The following is a 14327-nucleotide window of genomic DNA, read 5'->3' on the forward strand; positions in this document are numbered from 1 at the left end:
AGTCGGGCATCGGCCGCGAGAACCACAAGATGATGCTCGACCACTACCAGCAGACGAAGAACCTCCTCGTCTCCTACGCGGAGGGCCCGATGGGCTTCTTCTGAGTTCATGGCCGTCGATCCGCAAGCGGATCGACGGCGGTGCGCTCCCGCGGCCCGCTGTATCGGTCGACGCAGTGGGCCGCGGGACGCGCCGTGGCCGAAGCCACCCGGCCGGCCCGTCGCGCGACGCATCGTCTCGCGCGGCGGGCCTCCACCGTCCGTCCCGATCGAAGGAGTCCCGATGGCCGCGTCGAAGATCGACGTCACGCCGGCAGCGGCGCAGATGCTGCGGAGCCTCGCCGCGAAGCACGGCCCGCTGATGTTCCACCAGTCCGGCGGCTGCTGCGACGGGTCGAGCCCCATGTGCTACCCGGTCGGCATGTTCCGCACCGGCGCCTCCGACGTGCACCTGGGCGACCTCGACGTCGACGGCATCGACCCGGTGGCCGTGTACATGTCGGCGTCGCAGTACCAGCTGTGGCGGTTCACGCACATCACCATCGACCTGGTCGACGGCCGCGGCAGCGGCTTCTCGGTGGAGGCGCCGGAGGGCAAGCGCTTCCTGATCCGCAGCCGCATGCTGACCGACGCGGAGGTGGCCGAGCTCGGCATCGAGCCGCGCTTCGCGGTGGGCGCGCAGCCCTCGGTCGTCGCGCGGTAGCCCTGGCGTGACGCGGGAGTTTGAGCCGGCGTCGCGCGGTAGTCCTGGCGTGGCGCGGTACGCATGCGTACCGCGCCACGCCACCGGTACCGCGCGACGTGGGAGGGGATCCGGCGGACCGTTGAGCAGCCGCGGAACCCGCGACCCGGTGCGCCGCTCCTCCACAGGCCCGAGGCGTGCGTGCGGCTGCTCGGAGGGGTCATCCTCCACGCGTGACCGAACCGATCCTCTTCCGCCGATCCGACCTCACCGCGCTCGGAGTGGCCCGGCCCGACCGCGACGGCACCGCGGGCATGAACCGTGTGCGGCGCGGGGTGTACGCCCCGCCGGGGTCGATCGGCGCGGCGCTCGACGAGCGGTACCTGCGCCTCGTGCACGCCTCGTCCCGCACGCTGACCGGTGACACCATCTACTCCCTCGAGTCCGCGGCCGCGGCGCTCTGCGTCCCGATCCTCGGTGCCTGGCCGACGAAGGTGCACCTGATCGCGGAGCGGCGGTCAGGCGGCCGGTCGCAGCTCGACGTCGTGCGCCACTGCATCGGTCTCGAGCACGTGTCGACCGTGGTGGTGGACGGGCTGGTCGTCACGAGCCCGGCCCGCACCGCGTTCGACTTCGCGCTCAGCCGCCCGTTCGCCGATGCCGTCGTCGTGATGGACGCGGTCCTCCGCCTGTATCCGGAGTCCGCGAACGAGATCGCGGCGCTCGCGGAGGCGTACGGCACGCGGCGGGGACATGCCCGGCTGCGCAGGGTCATCGCGTTCGCCGACGGCCGGAGCGGATCGATCGGTGAGTCGTGGTCGCGGCTCGAGATGGACCGGCTGGGCTTCGCCGAGCCGGATCTGCAGGTGAAGGTGACGACGGACGAGCGGGACGAGTTCGGCGACTTCGGATGGCGGGTCCACCGGATCCTCGGCGAGTTCGACGGCGAGGTGAAGTACCGCTCCGATCGCTACCGGATGGGCGGTTCTGTCGAGGACGTCGTCATCCGGGAGAAGAACCGGGAGAACCGGATGCGCGTCGCATACCCCTCGATCGGCCGGTGGGACTGGGCCGACCTGCGGGCGGGTCGACTGGAGCGCACGCTCGTCAGGGCGGGAGTGCCTCGAGTCCGTGCTGTCCGGCCGCCCGCCGCCTACTCCGCGCGGTAGCCGTGGCGTTGCGCGGTACGCATGCGTACCGCGCAGCGCCGCAGGTACCGCGCGAGGCCAGAAGTACCGCGCGAAGGGCCTGAGACGAGGGGTCAGGCGGCGATGTCGGCGTACAGGCCGCGGGCGCGGAACGCCTTCTCGACGATCGAGATGCCCGCCATGCCCGGCAGCTTCGCGATCGCCTCGTCCATCTTGCGGACCTCCTTGAGGCCGTCCTCGCCGTCGAAGAGGTAGCCCATCACGAACTTGACCTCCTCGTCCGGCTCGATGGTCGAGCCGACCGGGCCCCACACATTCGTCAGCGCGAACTTCGTGAACATCCGCGCCAGCTTCGACTCCTCGAGCCGCTTCGTCGCCTGCGTCGTGTAGAACGCGATGTGCCGGGTCTCCTGCTGCGCGATGCGCTGCAGGAGGGGCGCGAGGGCGGGGTGCGGCTCCAGCCTCGCGAGCCGGCGGTAGGCGGAGGCGGCGCCGCGCTCGTTGACGCTGCCCCACGACATGTGGGTGGCGACGAAGTCCTTGCCGACGATGTTCCCGTAGATCGACTGCTTGATCGGGTCGATCCGGTCGCGCCAGCCGAGCTTCACGCGGCTCGCCTTCAGCTGGTCGTACTCGACCTCGATGCCGTGGACCTTCAGCACCGCGGCGAGCGCCTCCCCGTGCCAGTACTCCTCGCGGTTCCACATCGTCATGAACGTGGACACCTCGCTGTCGCCGTGCGACGGCGTGACGAGCATGTCCCGCAGGTAGCAGACGGTGTGGTACTCGACGTCGCACATGTAGCGCAGCGCGCGCAACGACGTCTCGGGCAGGGGGTCGGTGCGGAAGGCGTCCAGGTCGATGTCGCTCCAGGCGACGGCGGTGCTGGTCTCCGCGAAGGTGTCGATGTCGAATGCCATGGTGATGCGCTAACGCGCGACGTCCTTCCCGACGTGGAGCGGCGCGGACGACCGGGGACGCCCGGTGCCGCGGAAGGTGATCCGGAGCGGACGGCGGCCCGGTTTGCGGACCGTGCGGCGAACCAGCTGGAGGCCGGCGAGGCCGGGCAGCGCGTCGATGCGGCGGTCGACGGCGGCGGCCCACGAGCGGTCGGCGCCGAACAGCGCCTGCAGCGCGCTCGCCGTGGCCGCAGCCGGCTCGTGGTCGGCGCCGATGGGCCACGTCCGCATCGCGAGGCGTCGCCGTGCCAGCACCCGCGCCGCACGGGAGTGCGTGAGGGCGTCCGTCGCGGACTCCGCGAAGAACTGCGCCTGGCGCGCGATGCCCTCCCGGATCCTGGCGAGGTCCGCCGCGACGGCGCCCGGAGCCAGCTGCTGCGCCCGCTCGAGCATCGCGTCGACGATCCAGCCGTCGACCAGGCGCTCGGTCATCTGCACGCCGGTGAGCGCGCGGCCGTGCAGGTTCGCCACGACCGCCTCCCGCAGCGGGCCGAACCGGGTGCGGATGCGGGCCGCGACGCCGCGGCGGATGGCGGGCACGGGTCCGGCGCCGGCGATCGCGGTGAGGGCGTCGCCGAACCAGTGCGCCTCGTACGCCCAGGTGGAGAGGAAGGCCGTGATGCGGGCGTCCTTGTGCGTCGCCGTGACGAGCACGTGCGACAGCCAGGACCCGGTGCCCTGCGCGCGGCGCTGCACGTAGCGCAGCGCGTCCGCGAGGTCGGCGGGCAGCGCCGCGCCGACGCCCTGGAGCGTCTCGCGCATGGGTCCGAGCGGCGCGCGCACGTACGCGGCCACGTCGAAGGGCGAGGTGCTGCTCATCGGTCGCAGACTATCCGTTCCGATCAGGTCCAGGGGGTTGTGCCGGGGCCCCAGATGTGGTTGGAGCCCGCTCGGAGGACGGTTCGTCGCGGAGGCCGTTCCGGTTGGGTCGCCCGGACCGCCGCAGCCGCGCACCGGCGCCCGGGCGTCAGCGCCGGGCCCGACCGGCGGCGAGCCGCTCGACGACGAGCACGAGGAGCGCGACGGCGCACCCGATCGCGGTGTCGAGCACCCGCGTGCCGGCGATCGTCCACGGGTCCCCGGCGGACCCCGCCTCCGCGATGAGCAGCGCGAGCGGGGTCACGAACACGAGCGCCAGCCCGTAGTGGGCGACGACGACCAGCTCCGCCGCGAACTGGAGCACGCCGAGCACCACGGCGAGCAGCACGCCCTGCGCCGGCAGCCCGACGACCGTCGCGACCAGCACGAACACGACGGCGCCGACCAGGGTGCCGACCGCGCGGTGCGCGCCGCGGATGCCGGTCAGGCGCCGGCCGCGACCGGTCTGCAGCACCGCCACCACCGCGACGACCACCCAGTACCCGCGATCGAGGCCGAGCACCGCGGCCAGGACCGCCGCGAGCGCCGCGGCGGCGGAGACGCGGGCGACGACCGTCCGCCCGGTCGCGTCGAGCGAGAACCGGACCGGCGCGACGGGGATGCTCCGGTCCCGCCGCCGCACGCTCGGGATCGCGAGCGGCGCGACGACGATCAGCCAGGCGGCCGCCGCGCCGGCGGCCGCGCAGCCGAGCACGAGCAGCGGGTCGAGCCCGTCGCCGCCGAGCGACGCGGGGCCGGTCAGCCGCGCGGCGATGCCGGCGCCGAGCACCGGGAACAGCGCGCCGGGCGGTCCGACGGCCGTGCCCGAGACGAGCACCACCGCACCCACAGCGACGACGACCAGCACCAGCGGGGCTGCGACGGGGTGCCCCCTGGTCGCGGCGCCCACCCCGATCGCAGCGAGCAGCCCCAGCTGCACCAGCGGGAGGCGGCGGAGGCGCTCGTGCCGGCTGCGCGACGAGAGGTACAGGGCCGACAGCGCGCCGGTCGAGGCGAGGAGGCCCACGTCGAGCCGGCCGAGCAGGGCGGGGACGCCGACGACCAGCAGCATCGTGATGCCCGCCTGCACGGCGATGCCGACCCGCGGCGGGCTGGGCGCCGGCCGGAGGAGCGCGGCGAGCAGGGCCCGCGCGCCCCGGGGCGCGGCCGGACCGGTGCTGCTCACCCGTCCATGGTGGCCGACGCACCCGCAGATCGACGAGCCCGTCGCTACGGTGACCCGGTGGACCGCGACCTGCACGACGGCGAGCTGCGGGTCGATGCGGGCGTCGTGACCGCGCTGCTGCGAGCGCAGGCGCCGACCCTCGCGGACCTGCCGGTGCGCGCGGTCCGCGCCCTCGGCACGGTCAACCGGGTCTTCCGGATCGGCGACGCGCTCGCGGCGCGGCTGCCTCGGCTGCCGGACGGGGGCACCGACCTCGAGCGGGAGGCCGTGGTCGTGCCCCTCGTCGCCGCCGCGCTGCCGGTCGCCGTGCCGGAGCCGGTGCTGCTCGGCGCGCCCGATCCCGCACTGTTCCCCGCGGTCTGGGCCGTCGTGCGCTGGGTCGACGGCCGCACGCCGATCCCGGGCCGGATCGCCGCCGACGAGCTGGCGGACCTCGTCGTCGCGCTGCGCACCGTGGACGCGTCGGCGTTGCCCGACGCGGGTCGCCCAAGCGCCGAGCGGGCCGACGCCGCGACCCGGGCCGCGCTCGCGCGGCTCGAGGGGTTCGACCGGGCCGCGGTCGCCGCGATGTGGGGGGAGGCGCTGGCCGCGCCGACGTGGGACGGGCGGCGCGTCGCGGTGCACGCCGACCTGCTGCCGCCGAACCTGCTGGAGCAGGACGGCCGCCTGGCTGGCGTGCTCGACTGGGGCGGCGGCGGGGCAGGCGACCCGGCGAACGACCTCGTACCGGCCTGGTCCTGCCTCCGCGGCGCGGATCGCGACCGGTTCCGCGTCCGCCTCCGCCCGGACGACGGCACCTGGCAGCGGGCGCGCGGCATCGCGCTGGCGCAGGCCGTCGTCGCGATCCCCTATTACGACCGGACGAACCCGGGGTTCGCGGCGCTGTGCCGCGGCACGTTGACCGAGCTGCTGGCCGACCGCTCCCGCTGAGAGGGCGGGACGAGGTCGCGCCGCCGGAGCTTGCCCGCATCGTCGCGGACCGGCTCGCGCACGAGCGCCAGGGTGTCGATCCGTTTCCCGGGGTCGAGCCGGGCGTTGGCCCAGGCGCGCAGGTCCTCCGGGTCCGCCTCCGCGTCGCCGACGTCCGCGACGGCGTGCACCCGGGTTCCGAGGTCCTCGTCCGGCACCCCGACCGCGCCGGCGGACCGTACCGCGGGGTGCGCCTCCAGCACCCGCTCCACCTCGACCGGGTAGAGGCTCGTCCCGGCGCGCAGGATGCGGTCGCCGCCGCGGTCGATCAGGTGGAGGTAGCCGTCGGCGTCGAGCCGGCCGTCGTCGCCGAGCGTGTCCCAGGCGCCCGGCGCGGGCGTCTCGGCGCCGATGTACCGGTAGGAGGCGCCCGCGGTCCGGCGCAGCTGCACCCGGCCCGTCAGCCCCGGCGGGACGGGTGCGCCGGACGCGTCGACGATCCGCACCTCGGTCCCGCTCGCGGGCCGGCCGACGCTGCCGGGGTGCGCGAGCCACTCGTCGCCGCGGATCACGGTGAGCCCGTTCGACTCGGTGCCGGCGTAGACCTCCGTCATCCGCTCCGGGCCGAGCAGCGCCAGCCAGCGGCGCTTGAGCGCCGGATCGATCGGGGCGCCGAGGTGCACGACGCGCTCGAGCGAGGAGAGATCGGCCGCCGAGACCTGCTCGGCGGGCAGGCGGAGGATGCGGTGCAGCATCGTGGGGACCAGCAGCACCCAGGAGATGCGGTGGCGCGCGATCGCATCGAGCACCGACGTCGCGTCGAACCGGGGCAGCAGCACGAGCGAGTGGCCCGTGGCGAGGCCCCTGAACGCGTAGGTGAACGGCGCCGGGTGGGTGAGCGGCCCGACGACCAGCTGGCGCGCGGCGAGCGGGAGGAAGGAGGCCGCCTGCCGCTGCGGGTCGACGCGTGCGGGCGCCGTCGCGAGCACGAGCTTCGGCGCACCCGTGCTGCCGGACGTCGTCGCGGCCTTCCAGCTGCCCGCCGCCAGCGGCGGCAGGGGCCCGTCGTCGACGCCGGCGAGGTCGGGCGCGAGCGGCAGCGAGGGCCTTCCCGCGACCCCGCCCGGCTCGCCGCCGAGCACGAGGGCGGGGTCGGCGAGGTCGAGGATCGCGCGTCGCTCCCCGACGGGGAGCCGCGCGTCCAGCGGCAGCGGCGTGCCGCCCGCGCGATGGATCGCGCAGACCGCGACGACGGAGGAGACCGTGTTCCCGCCGCTGATCGCGACGAGATCCCCCTCCCGCACGCCCGCGCGGATCAGCACGCGGGCCAGCCGGCGGGACCGCGACCGCAGCCCTGCACGATCGAGCGCCTCGATGCCGTCCTGCACCGCCGGTGCCGTGGGATCCCGCTCCGCCAGCAGGTCCAGCGCCTGGCCGATCGTCGGGACGATTCTGCTCACGCTTCGTGCCGCCCGAGCGCAGCTGCGGCGGCACGTAGCGTGAGCGAAGTCATGCTCGGGACGCGAGGAGGGAGGCGTAGAGCGCCTGGTGGGCGGCCGCCGCCGCGTCCCAGCTGTAGGAGGAGGCGAGGGTGCGGCCCAGCGACGGCTCGGGTCCCACCCCCGTGAAGGCCCGGTCGACCGCCTCCGCCATCCCGTGCGCGGCACCCGCGCCGTCCGGCACCCGCTCGACCGCCCGGCCGAACACCTCGCGGACCACCGGGAGGTCCCGGGCGACGACGGGGACGCCCGCGGCGAGCGCCTCCATCGCCGAGAGCCCGAAGCCCTCCTTCGTCGAGAGGAACGGGACCGCGCGGGCCGCGGCGACGAGCGAGGGCAGCGCCTCGTGGTCGACCGTGCCGAGCACCTCGACGGGGACGCCGAGCTGCTCCCGCCTGCGGTCGAACCGCTGCCGGTAGCCGGCGTAGTCGAACAGCGTCTCCCCGCCCGCGACGACCAGCCGCAGGTCCGGGTGGCGGCGCCGGGCGAGGGCGTAGCCCTCGAGCGCGTCGATGGTGCCCTTGCGCGGCTCGATGCCGCCGACCACGAGCAGGTACTCGCCGAACCGCGCCCGCCAGGCGGCGCGCGCGGCGTCGGACGCCGGTCCCGCAGCCGCGGCGAACCGGGCGGCGTCGACGCCGTTCGGGATCACGGTCGGGGTGCGTCCCCAGCCCGCCTCCACCTCCGCGGCGACCGACCGGGACACGGTGACGAGCGCGGACGGGCGCTCGATCGCGCGGTCGTGGCACGCCACCAGCTCCGGCGTCGTGAAGGTGTCGAGGTGGTGGACGGTCCGGATGGCGCCGGGCACCGCGTTCGCGGTGATGCAGTCCTCCGCGTGCACGACGTCGGCGCCCGAGCGGTCGAACGCCGCCGCGAGCGTCCGGATGGATCGCATGATCCGCGGCCCGACCGCCTCCCGCTCCTGCGCAGCGAACGGCACGACCTCGACGCGGACCGACGGGTCGACCGGGCGGAAGAACGCCTGGTCGCCGCCGCGCCCGAGGGTCCAGACCGTGACGTCCTCGCCGCGCCGGGCGAGCGCCTCCGCGAGCTCGAGCGTGTGCACGACGCCGCCGCGGGGCTTCGTCGAGTAGGTGAGCAGCGCGATCCTCACGGCCGCCTCGCGTAGGCCGCGGGGACCCGCTCGGCGAGGTGGTGGAGGCGGCGGCGGGCACGACCGACCTCGACCGGCACGTCGACCGTTGCGACGGCCATGCCGCCCTTCACGCCCGTGCGGGCCAGCACGTCGCTGCCGGGCCCGACCACCTTCGCCTGACCGAGGAACCGCAGGCGGCCCTGCACCCCGGTCTGGTTCGACGACACGACGACGACCTGGTTCTCGGCCGCGCGCGCGAGGTCGTACAGGTCGAACAGCCGCGACTGGCGGTCCTGCGGCAGCTGCGCGGCGCGATCGGTCGTGGAGGCGGGCCACGCTCCGAGGCAGGCGAGGATCGTCGCGCCGTCGTCCGCGAGGGCCCTCGCCGCCTCCGGGAACGTCTTGTCGTAGGAGGTGAGCATCCCGAGCCGGCCGACCGGGGTGTCGAACGCGCGGAACCGGTCCCCCGCCGCGTACACCAGGGACTCGTTCAGCGGCCGGTGCACCTTGCGGTGGACGCCCCAGACGCGATCGGCGGAGCAGCACACCGCGGTGTTCCAGCGCCGGCCGGGATCCCCTGGCACCGCCTCCGCGAGCCCGATGCAGACGACGATCGGGCCGGCCGCGCGCCGGACGCGGCCGAGCTCCGGCCCGTCCAGGTCGAGCGGCACCGGCAGGTCCCGCGAGTCGGGGTCGCCGAGGTCGGAGAGGTAGCCCCCGAGCGCGGCGTCGGGCAGCACGACCAGGTCGGCCCCGGCCGCGCGGGCGTCGTCGAGGATCCCCTCCACCTTCGGGAGGGCGCGCTGCACGTCCCGCCCGAAGTGCGCGGCGACCGCGGCGAGCACGGCCATCAGGCCGGCACGGCGACCCGCGTCGCGACCCGGTCGACGACGTGCTCGGCGTCCCTGGCGACGCCCGCGAACCGGCCGCTGCCCCAGGTGGTGAGCCACGGCAGGCCGAGGAGGAAGAGGCCGGGCACGTCGGTCTCCCCCGCGCGGTGCGTGGGATGGCCGCTGCCGTCGAACACCCCGACCTCGACCCAGCGGTAGTCCGGCCGGAAGCCGGTCGCCCAGACGACCGTCGAGATCCCCTCCGCACCCGGATCGAGCGTCGCCGGCTCCTCCGCCGGCCGCCACACGGGGCGGTACCGCGCCTCGGTCGGCGCCTCGAGGCCGGCGCGCGCGATGTACGCGTCGATGTCGTCCTTGATCGACTCCATGACGCTGTCGGCGTGGTCGAGGGACCCCTCCATCGTCGGCGCGACGCCGAGGACCCCGTCGACCACCCCGGTCAGCCGCCCGTGCAGGCGCATCCCGGCGAGCGCGAAGGCGCGCAGGTCGATGTCGTGCCCGCCGTTCCTGCCCGTCATGTAGTGGTTCGTCGACTCGCGCTTCGCGAGGCCGGAGGCGTGCTGCTGCACCGTGACGTCGTAGACGCCCATGTCCTCGAGCCACGCGATGCAGTCGCGACCGCGATAGAAGCGGGCGCTGCGCGGCGCCCGGCCGAGCGCGAGGTGCACCTGCCGCCCGGCGAGGTGCAGGTCCTCCGCGATCTGCGCGCCGGACTGCCCGCTGCCGACCACCAGGACGGCGCCGTCGGGCAGGGACGCCGGGTTCCGGTAGTCGGCCGAGTGCACCTGCGTGATCGAGGCCGGCAGCAGAGCCGCGAAGGCCGGGACGGACGGCACGTGGTACCCGCCCGTCGCGATCACGACCTGGGCGGCGGCGAGGTCGCCGGCGGAGGTGCGCAGGGCGAACCCGTCGTCGGTGCGCCGCAGGCCGAGCACCTCGACGCCCTCGTGCACCGGCGGATCGAAGCTGGCGCGGTAGCGGCCGAGCCACGCCCGGACCTGCTCCCGCGTCATGAAGCCGTCCGGCTCGTCGCCGTCGTAGGCGAAGCCCGGGAGCCGGCACTGGAAGTTCGGCGTGACCAGGGTGAACGCGTCCCAGCGGCGGTCCAGCCAGTCGTGGGCGACGGTCGCCCGCTCGAGCACGACGTGCTCGATCCCGCGCCGCCTCAGGTGCCAGGAGGCGGCGAGACCGGCTTGGCCGCCGCCGACGACCGCGACGGGGACGCGGTCCGGCAGCGCGGTCACGCTGACACCCGCACCGGCAGCGGCGGAGCCATCGCGAGGACCCGTACCGGCGCGCCGGCGTCATGGCCCGCCGCCCGGGCGCGGATCGCCTCCGCCTGGGCGAGCGCGCTCGTGCAGACGAAGCCGTACCGCGCGCGGACCCGCTCGCCCGCCTCCGCGAGCGCGGCCGTCGCCCGCCGGGTGAAGTCGCCGACCGTGTAGTCGGCGCCGACCTCGAGGTGGTCCCACATCACGAGCGAGGGCGAGGAGCACGCCTCCACCCGGCCGTCCGGCCACCGCACGGTGAACGTCATCTCAGGCATCGACGAGCGCCTCCTCGACGTATGCGCGATCCAGCATGTAGGCGTCCGGCCGGCGGTCGCGCAGCGCGAACATGGCGCGGCGGGCAGCGGCGAGCTCCTGCGCCACGTCGACCGACGCGATCGCGAGCCCGGCGCCGACGCCGGTGTCGGCGAGCACCTCGCCGCCCGGGCCGATCACGGCGGCCGATCCGACGAACCGCAGCCTGCCGAACGTGCCGGCCTGGTTGGACGCGACCCACACGACCTGGTTCTCGAGCGCACGTGCCTGGTCGTACAGCCGGAAGCGCTTCGTCCAGCGGTCCTGCGCGAGGTCATCGGTCCCGGCGGTGCGGGCCGCGGGCCAGGCGGAGACGCACACGACGACCTCGGCGCCGTCGAGCGCGAGCGTGCGGGCCCCCTCCGGGAACGCCTTGTCGTAGCAGATCATCAGGCCGAGGCGGCCGATCGGGCTGTCGAAGGCGGCGAAGGACTCCCCCGCCGCGTAGCTCATGCTCTCGCCGAGCGGCTGATGCACCTTGCGGTGGGAGCCGATGATCCCGTCCTTCGTCAGCGCGACGACGGTGTTGTAGCGGACCGGTGCCTCAGCGGGTCCGGCGGCCTCGCAGATGCCGAGCACGAGCACGAGGTCGCCCGCGAGCCGCTGCACCCGGGCGAGCTCTGGCCCGTCGAGCCGGATGGCGGGAGGGAGGGAGTCGGGCCCGGCGGGGTCGCCGTGGCCGCCGAGGCTGGAGAGGTAGCCGCCGATGGCGGCCTCCGGGAGCGCGAGCAGGTCGGCGCCCGCCGCCGTCGCCTCGGCGACGAGCCGGGCGATGGTCGCGAGGTTCTCGTCGAGGTCGCGGCCGAAGCGCTCGGACGCGGCGGCGAGGGTGACGGTCATGTCGTGCTCCTCATGGTGTCGGAGGGTGGTCACGCGTGGCCCAGCCCGGTGACGGGCCCGGCGAGCGCGCCGGTGGTCTCGCCGTCCGGCCACCTGAGCCGGACGCCGGGAGCGCCGGTCAGTCGGCCGACGGTCGCCGTCTCGGTGAGCGGCGAGCCGATTCGGGAGGCGCCGGGGGCGTCGGCGGTCAGCATGCCGAAGCCCGGGAAGCACGTGAGCCAGTCGCCCATGGGTGTGCTCGCGGGCGCAGGGACGGCGGCGACGTCGATCTCGGCGCCGCAGCCGGAGGCCTCGGCGAGCATCCCGGCGGTGCCGACGACCCCGGCCATGCTGACGTCCTTCGCCGCCCGCGGGCGCGCGTCCCGGACGAGGCGGCCCATCGCCCGCAGCTCCTCCCCGGACCGCGAGGAGGTGGAGTCCCACTGCGTCCCGTGCGAACCCGGACGCCAGCCGCCGGTCGTGTCGATCGTGAGCGTCAGGTCGTCGTGCCGGCGTCCGCCGCCACCCGGCACCGGCGTCGCGGCGCGGCCGAGCGCGGTGACCGCGAGCGAGGCCGCGACCCCGACCTGCGTGTGGCCGCCCAGGATCGGGATCCCCCACGCCTCCGCAGCGCTGCGCAGCCCGCGGACCACCCGCTGCACGGTGCCGAGGTCGGGGGCGGCGACCGCGTCGAGCAGGCCGACGGGCTCCGCACCCATCGCGGCCAGGTCGTTCGCGTTGACGAGCACGCCGCACCAGCCGGCCCACTCCGGGTCGCGCTGCACCATCGCGGGCAGGATCGCGTCGCACGCGGCGATCAGGTCGCTGCCCGGCACCGGGGCGCCGTCGTCGCCCACGAACCCCGCGCCGCCGAGCGAGGCCGCCGGAGCGGTGCCCCAGGAGGCGCCGAACGGGTCGAGCAGGTCGGCGAGCGGCGCCTTCGTCCGCTCGGCGAGCGCTTGGATCCGGTGGATCGGCCACCGCATGCGGCGGTGCGGGGCGCCGGCGACGACGGCCGGCCCCTGGTCGGTCCAGCCGAGCCGGCGGAACAGCACCGCGTAGCGGTCCTGCACCGTCGCGTCGAAGCGGAGCACGCCCGACGCCTCCGCCGTCCGGCACGCCTCGTCCACCAGCTGCGCGCCGAGCCCCGCCGAGCCCCTGACCGCCTCGTCGACCACGAGGCGGCTGCCCGCCCACCAGCCGATGTCGCGCCCCGTGAGCGGCGCGAGGCGGACGCCGCCGAGCACGGCTCCGTCCGCCGCGACCGCGGCGAGCACGACCGCCCGCGGGTCGTCGTCGACGTCGTCCGCGTCGGATCCCGTGAAGAGGTGCTGGTCGTCGACGAACGCCGCCCGGCGGAGCCGACGGTACGCGGCGAGCTCAGCCCCCTCCGCGCGCCGGATCGTCCACGGCGCGACCCGCCGGGGGACGCCGGTCAGGACGGGCACGTCGAAGGCGGTCATGCGCCTGCCGTCTTCAGCACGCCGCACGCGCCGCATGCGGCGCACCCGGCCTTCTGCTCGCTGCCGAGCATGCCCGCGGCGACGAGCAGGGCGGCGACCTGCCGGGACACCGTCTCGAGGATCGTCCTGCTGGGCGCCGGCACCCCGTCGACGTCGGTCGCGAGCGTGCCGCGCAGCGGCCGGAACGGCACCACGAACGGGTAGACGCCCAGCGCGATCAGCTCCTCCGCCCACCGCGGGACGTCGTCCGGGTCCTCGCCGAGGCCGACGAGCAGGTAGGTCGACACCTGGTTGCGTCCGAAGACGCGGACCGCCTCCGCCCACGCGGCCCGGTACTCGTCGAGGGACACCGTGCTCTTGCCCGGCATCCAGCGCTGCCGCACCGCGTCGTCCATCGACTCGACGTGGATGCCGATGGACTCGGCGCCCGCGTCGTACAGGTCCCGGATCGCGCGGAGGTGCCGCGGCGGCTCGATCTGCACCTGGATCGCGAGCTCCGGCACCGCCTCCTTCACGGCCGCGACGCAGCGGGCGAGGTGCTTCGCGCCGCGGTCCCACCCGTTGGAGGTGCCGGTGGTCATCACCATCTGCTCGACGCCGTCGAGGTCGACCGCGGCGCGGGCGACCTCGGCGAGCATCGCGGGCGTCTTGACCGCGATCGTCGCGCCCGCCTCCAGCGACGCCTCGATGGCGCAGAACCGGCAGCGCTGGTCCTCGTCGTACCGGATGCAGGTCTGGACGACCGTCGTCGCCAGCACGGTGCGGCCGTGCAGCCGGGCGATCTGCTCGTACGACGTGCCGTCGCCGGTCGTCAGGTCGTAGAACCTGGGTCGGTGCACCGGTGCCACGTCGATGCCCAGATCGATCGGGCCGGCGTCGCCGGTGTCGAGCAGCAGTCGCCCGCCCGAGACCAGGTACGGGCTGTCCGCCTTCACCGGGACGGCCGCCTGCTCGCCGTTCCACAGCACGTGCCCGTCGTCGCTCGGCCCGGCGCCCGCCTCCCGGTGCACGGGCGCCGCGACGCGGAGGCCGCGCAGCGCGACGTCCACGCGGCGCGACACCGCGTCCATGCCGGTGGCCGGCGGGGCGGCGGACTCGCACCGCATCGCCGGGAGGCCCAGGTTCGTCGCCGGCATCAGACCATGTAGGTGCTGTTGATGACGGCGCCCTTGTTCGCGAAGTAGATCAGCGCGTCCTGCACGTCCAGGGGGTGGCACGGGATCGTGCCCTCGATCAGGTCCTCCTCGCGCAGGCCGTGCAGCGACAGGCCGA

Annotated in this window: 14 protein-coding genes; 3 read left to right on the top strand and 11 right to left on the bottom strand. The window is 75.3% G+C overall.

Annotation, left to right across the window (positions count from 1 at the left end):
- The first annotated feature begins 282 nt into the window (after window positions 1-282).
- Both ACFE60_RS11855 and ACFE60_RS11860 read left to right on the top strand, forming a co-directional pair.
- Complete coding sequence (locus tag ACFE60_RS11855; protein WP_375389065.1) at window positions 283-702, top strand: DUF779 domain-containing protein; 420 nt, start codon at window positions 283-285, stop codon at window positions 700-702.
- 212 nt (window positions 703-914) lie between these two features.
- Window positions 915-1850 (top strand): hypothetical protein, encoded by a 936-nt coding sequence (locus ACFE60_RS11860; protein WP_375389066.1) that lies wholly within the window; start codon window positions 915-917, stop codon window positions 1848-1850.
- Between the two features lie 92 nt (window positions 1851-1942).
- Here the strand turns inward: ACFE60_RS11860 and ACFE60_RS11865 are convergent, their stop codons facing one another.
- From ACFE60_RS11865 to ACFE60_RS11875, 3 genes are all read right to left on the bottom strand, one after another.
- The gene (locus ACFE60_RS11865; protein WP_375389067.1) at window positions 1943-2749 is read right to left on the bottom strand and encodes an acyl-ACP desaturase; all 807 of its coding nucleotides are present in this window, start codon (window positions 2747-2749) and stop codon (window positions 1943-1945) included.
- Window positions 2750-2758: 9 nt separating this feature from the next.
- On the bottom strand, window positions 2759-3607 hold the full coding sequence (locus ACFE60_RS11870; RefSeq protein ID WP_375389068.1) for a hypothetical protein: 849 nt from the start codon (window positions 3605-3607) through the stop codon (window positions 2759-2761).
- A gap of 148 nt (window positions 3608-3755) precedes the next feature.
- Window positions 3756-4832, bottom strand: a complete 1077-nt coding sequence (locus ACFE60_RS11875) for an FUSC family protein (protein WP_375389069.1) — start codon at window positions 4830-4832, stop codon at window positions 3756-3758.
- Window positions 4833-4889: 57 nt separating this feature from the next.
- Between ACFE60_RS11875 and ACFE60_RS11880 the strand changes: the two genes are divergently transcribed.
- Window positions 4890-5762 (top strand): phosphotransferase, encoded by an 873-nt coding sequence (locus tag ACFE60_RS11880; RefSeq protein WP_375389070.1) that lies wholly within the window; start codon window positions 4890-4892, stop codon window positions 5760-5762.
- Here the strand turns inward: ACFE60_RS11880 and ACFE60_RS11885 are convergent.
- The 8 genes from ACFE60_RS11885 to ACFE60_RS11920 are packed head-to-tail and all read right to left on the bottom strand — an operon-like array spanning window position 5684 to window position 14191.
- Window positions 5684-7201 carry an AMP-binding protein gene (locus tag ACFE60_RS11885; RefSeq protein ID WP_375389071.1) on the bottom strand — a complete coding sequence of 506 codons (1518 nt, stop codon included), beginning with the start codon at window positions 7199-7201 and terminating at the stop codon, window positions 5684-5686. The two genes, ACFE60_RS11880 and ACFE60_RS11885, sit on opposite strands and share 79 nt — an antisense overlap.
- 49 nt (window positions 7202-7250) lie before the next feature.
- Window positions 7251-8357 carry an MSMEG_0565 family glycosyltransferase gene (locus ACFE60_RS11890; RefSeq protein ID WP_375389072.1) on the bottom strand — a complete coding sequence of 369 codons (1107 nt, stop codon included), beginning with the start codon at window positions 8355-8357 and terminating at the stop codon, window positions 7251-7253.
- Window positions 8354-9190 carry a carbon-nitrogen hydrolase family protein gene (locus ACFE60_RS11895; protein ID WP_375389073.1) on the bottom strand — a complete coding sequence of 279 codons (837 nt, stop codon included), beginning with the start codon at window positions 9188-9190 and terminating at the stop codon, window positions 8354-8356. Before ACFE60_RS11895 ends, ACFE60_RS11890 begins: the two co-directional genes overlap by 4 nt.
- Window positions 9190-10434 (bottom strand): MSMEG_0569 family flavin-dependent oxidoreductase, encoded by a 1245-nt coding sequence (locus ACFE60_RS11900; protein WP_375389074.1) that lies wholly within the window; start codon window positions 10432-10434, stop codon window positions 9190-9192. Before ACFE60_RS11900 ends, ACFE60_RS11895 begins: the two co-directional genes overlap by 1 nt.
- Complete coding sequence (locus ACFE60_RS11905) at window positions 10431-10736, bottom strand: MSMEG_0570 family nitrogen starvation response protein (RefSeq protein WP_375389075.1); 306 nt, start codon at window positions 10734-10736, stop codon at window positions 10431-10433. The genes ACFE60_RS11900 and ACFE60_RS11905 overlap by 4 nt, the downstream gene beginning before the upstream one ends.
- On the bottom strand, window positions 10729-11613 hold the full coding sequence (locus ACFE60_RS11910) for a carbon-nitrogen hydrolase family protein (RefSeq protein WP_375389076.1): 885 nt from the start codon (window positions 11611-11613) through the stop codon (window positions 10729-10731). The genes ACFE60_RS11905 and ACFE60_RS11910 overlap by 8 nt, the downstream gene beginning before the upstream one ends.
- Before the next feature lie 29 nt (window positions 11614-11642).
- Entirely contained in the window at window positions 11643-13055 is a 1413-nt protein-coding gene (locus ACFE60_RS11915) for an MSMEG_0567/sll0787 family protein (protein ID WP_375389077.1), read from the bottom strand.
- Window positions 13052-14191 carry an MSMEG_0568 family radical SAM protein gene (locus ACFE60_RS11920; protein ID WP_375389078.1) on the bottom strand — a complete coding sequence of 380 codons (1140 nt, stop codon included), beginning with the start codon at window positions 14189-14191 and terminating at the stop codon, window positions 13052-13054. Before ACFE60_RS11920 ends, ACFE60_RS11915 begins: the two co-directional genes overlap by 4 nt.
- Window positions 14192-14327: the final 136 nt, after the last annotated feature.

This window comes from uncultured Amnibacterium sp. (assembly GCF_964245895.1).
Taxonomy (GTDB): domain Bacteria; phylum Actinomycetota; class Actinomycetes; order Actinomycetales; family Microbacteriaceae; genus Amnibacterium.

Excerpts from the sequence above, each read along its gene's own strand:
- ACFE60_RS11855 (WP_375389065.1), top strand. The coding sequence starts at position 283 with ATGGCCGCGTCGAAGATCGACGTCACGCCGGCAGCGGCGCAGATGCTG.
- ACFE60_RS11865 (WP_375389067.1), bottom strand. The coding sequence starts at position 2,749 with ATGGCATTCGACATCGACACCTTCGCGGAGACCAGCACCGCCGTCGCC.
- ACFE60_RS11870 (WP_375389068.1), bottom strand. The coding sequence starts at position 3,607 with ATGAGCAGCACCTCGCCCTTCGACGTGGCCGCGTACGTGCGCGCGCCG.
- ACFE60_RS11895 (WP_375389073.1), bottom strand. The coding sequence starts at position 9,190 with ATGGCCGTGCTCGCCGCGGTCGCCGCGCACTTCGGGCGGGACGTGCAG.
- ACFE60_RS11905 (WP_375389075.1), bottom strand. The coding sequence starts at position 10,736 with ATGCCTGAGATGACGTTCACCGTGCGGTGGCCGGACGGCCGGGTGGAG.
- ACFE60_RS11910 (WP_375389076.1), bottom strand. The coding sequence starts at position 11,613 with ATGACCGTCACCCTCGCCGCCGCGTCCGAGCGCTTCGGCCGCGACCTC.
- ACFE60_RS11915 (WP_375389077.1), bottom strand. The coding sequence starts at position 13,055 with ATGACCGCCTTCGACGTGCCCGTCCTGACCGGCGTCCCCCGGCGGGTC.
- ACFE60_RS11920 (WP_375389078.1), bottom strand. The coding sequence starts at position 14,191 with ATGCCGGCGACGAACCTGGGCCTCCCGGCGATGCGGTGCGAGTCCGCC.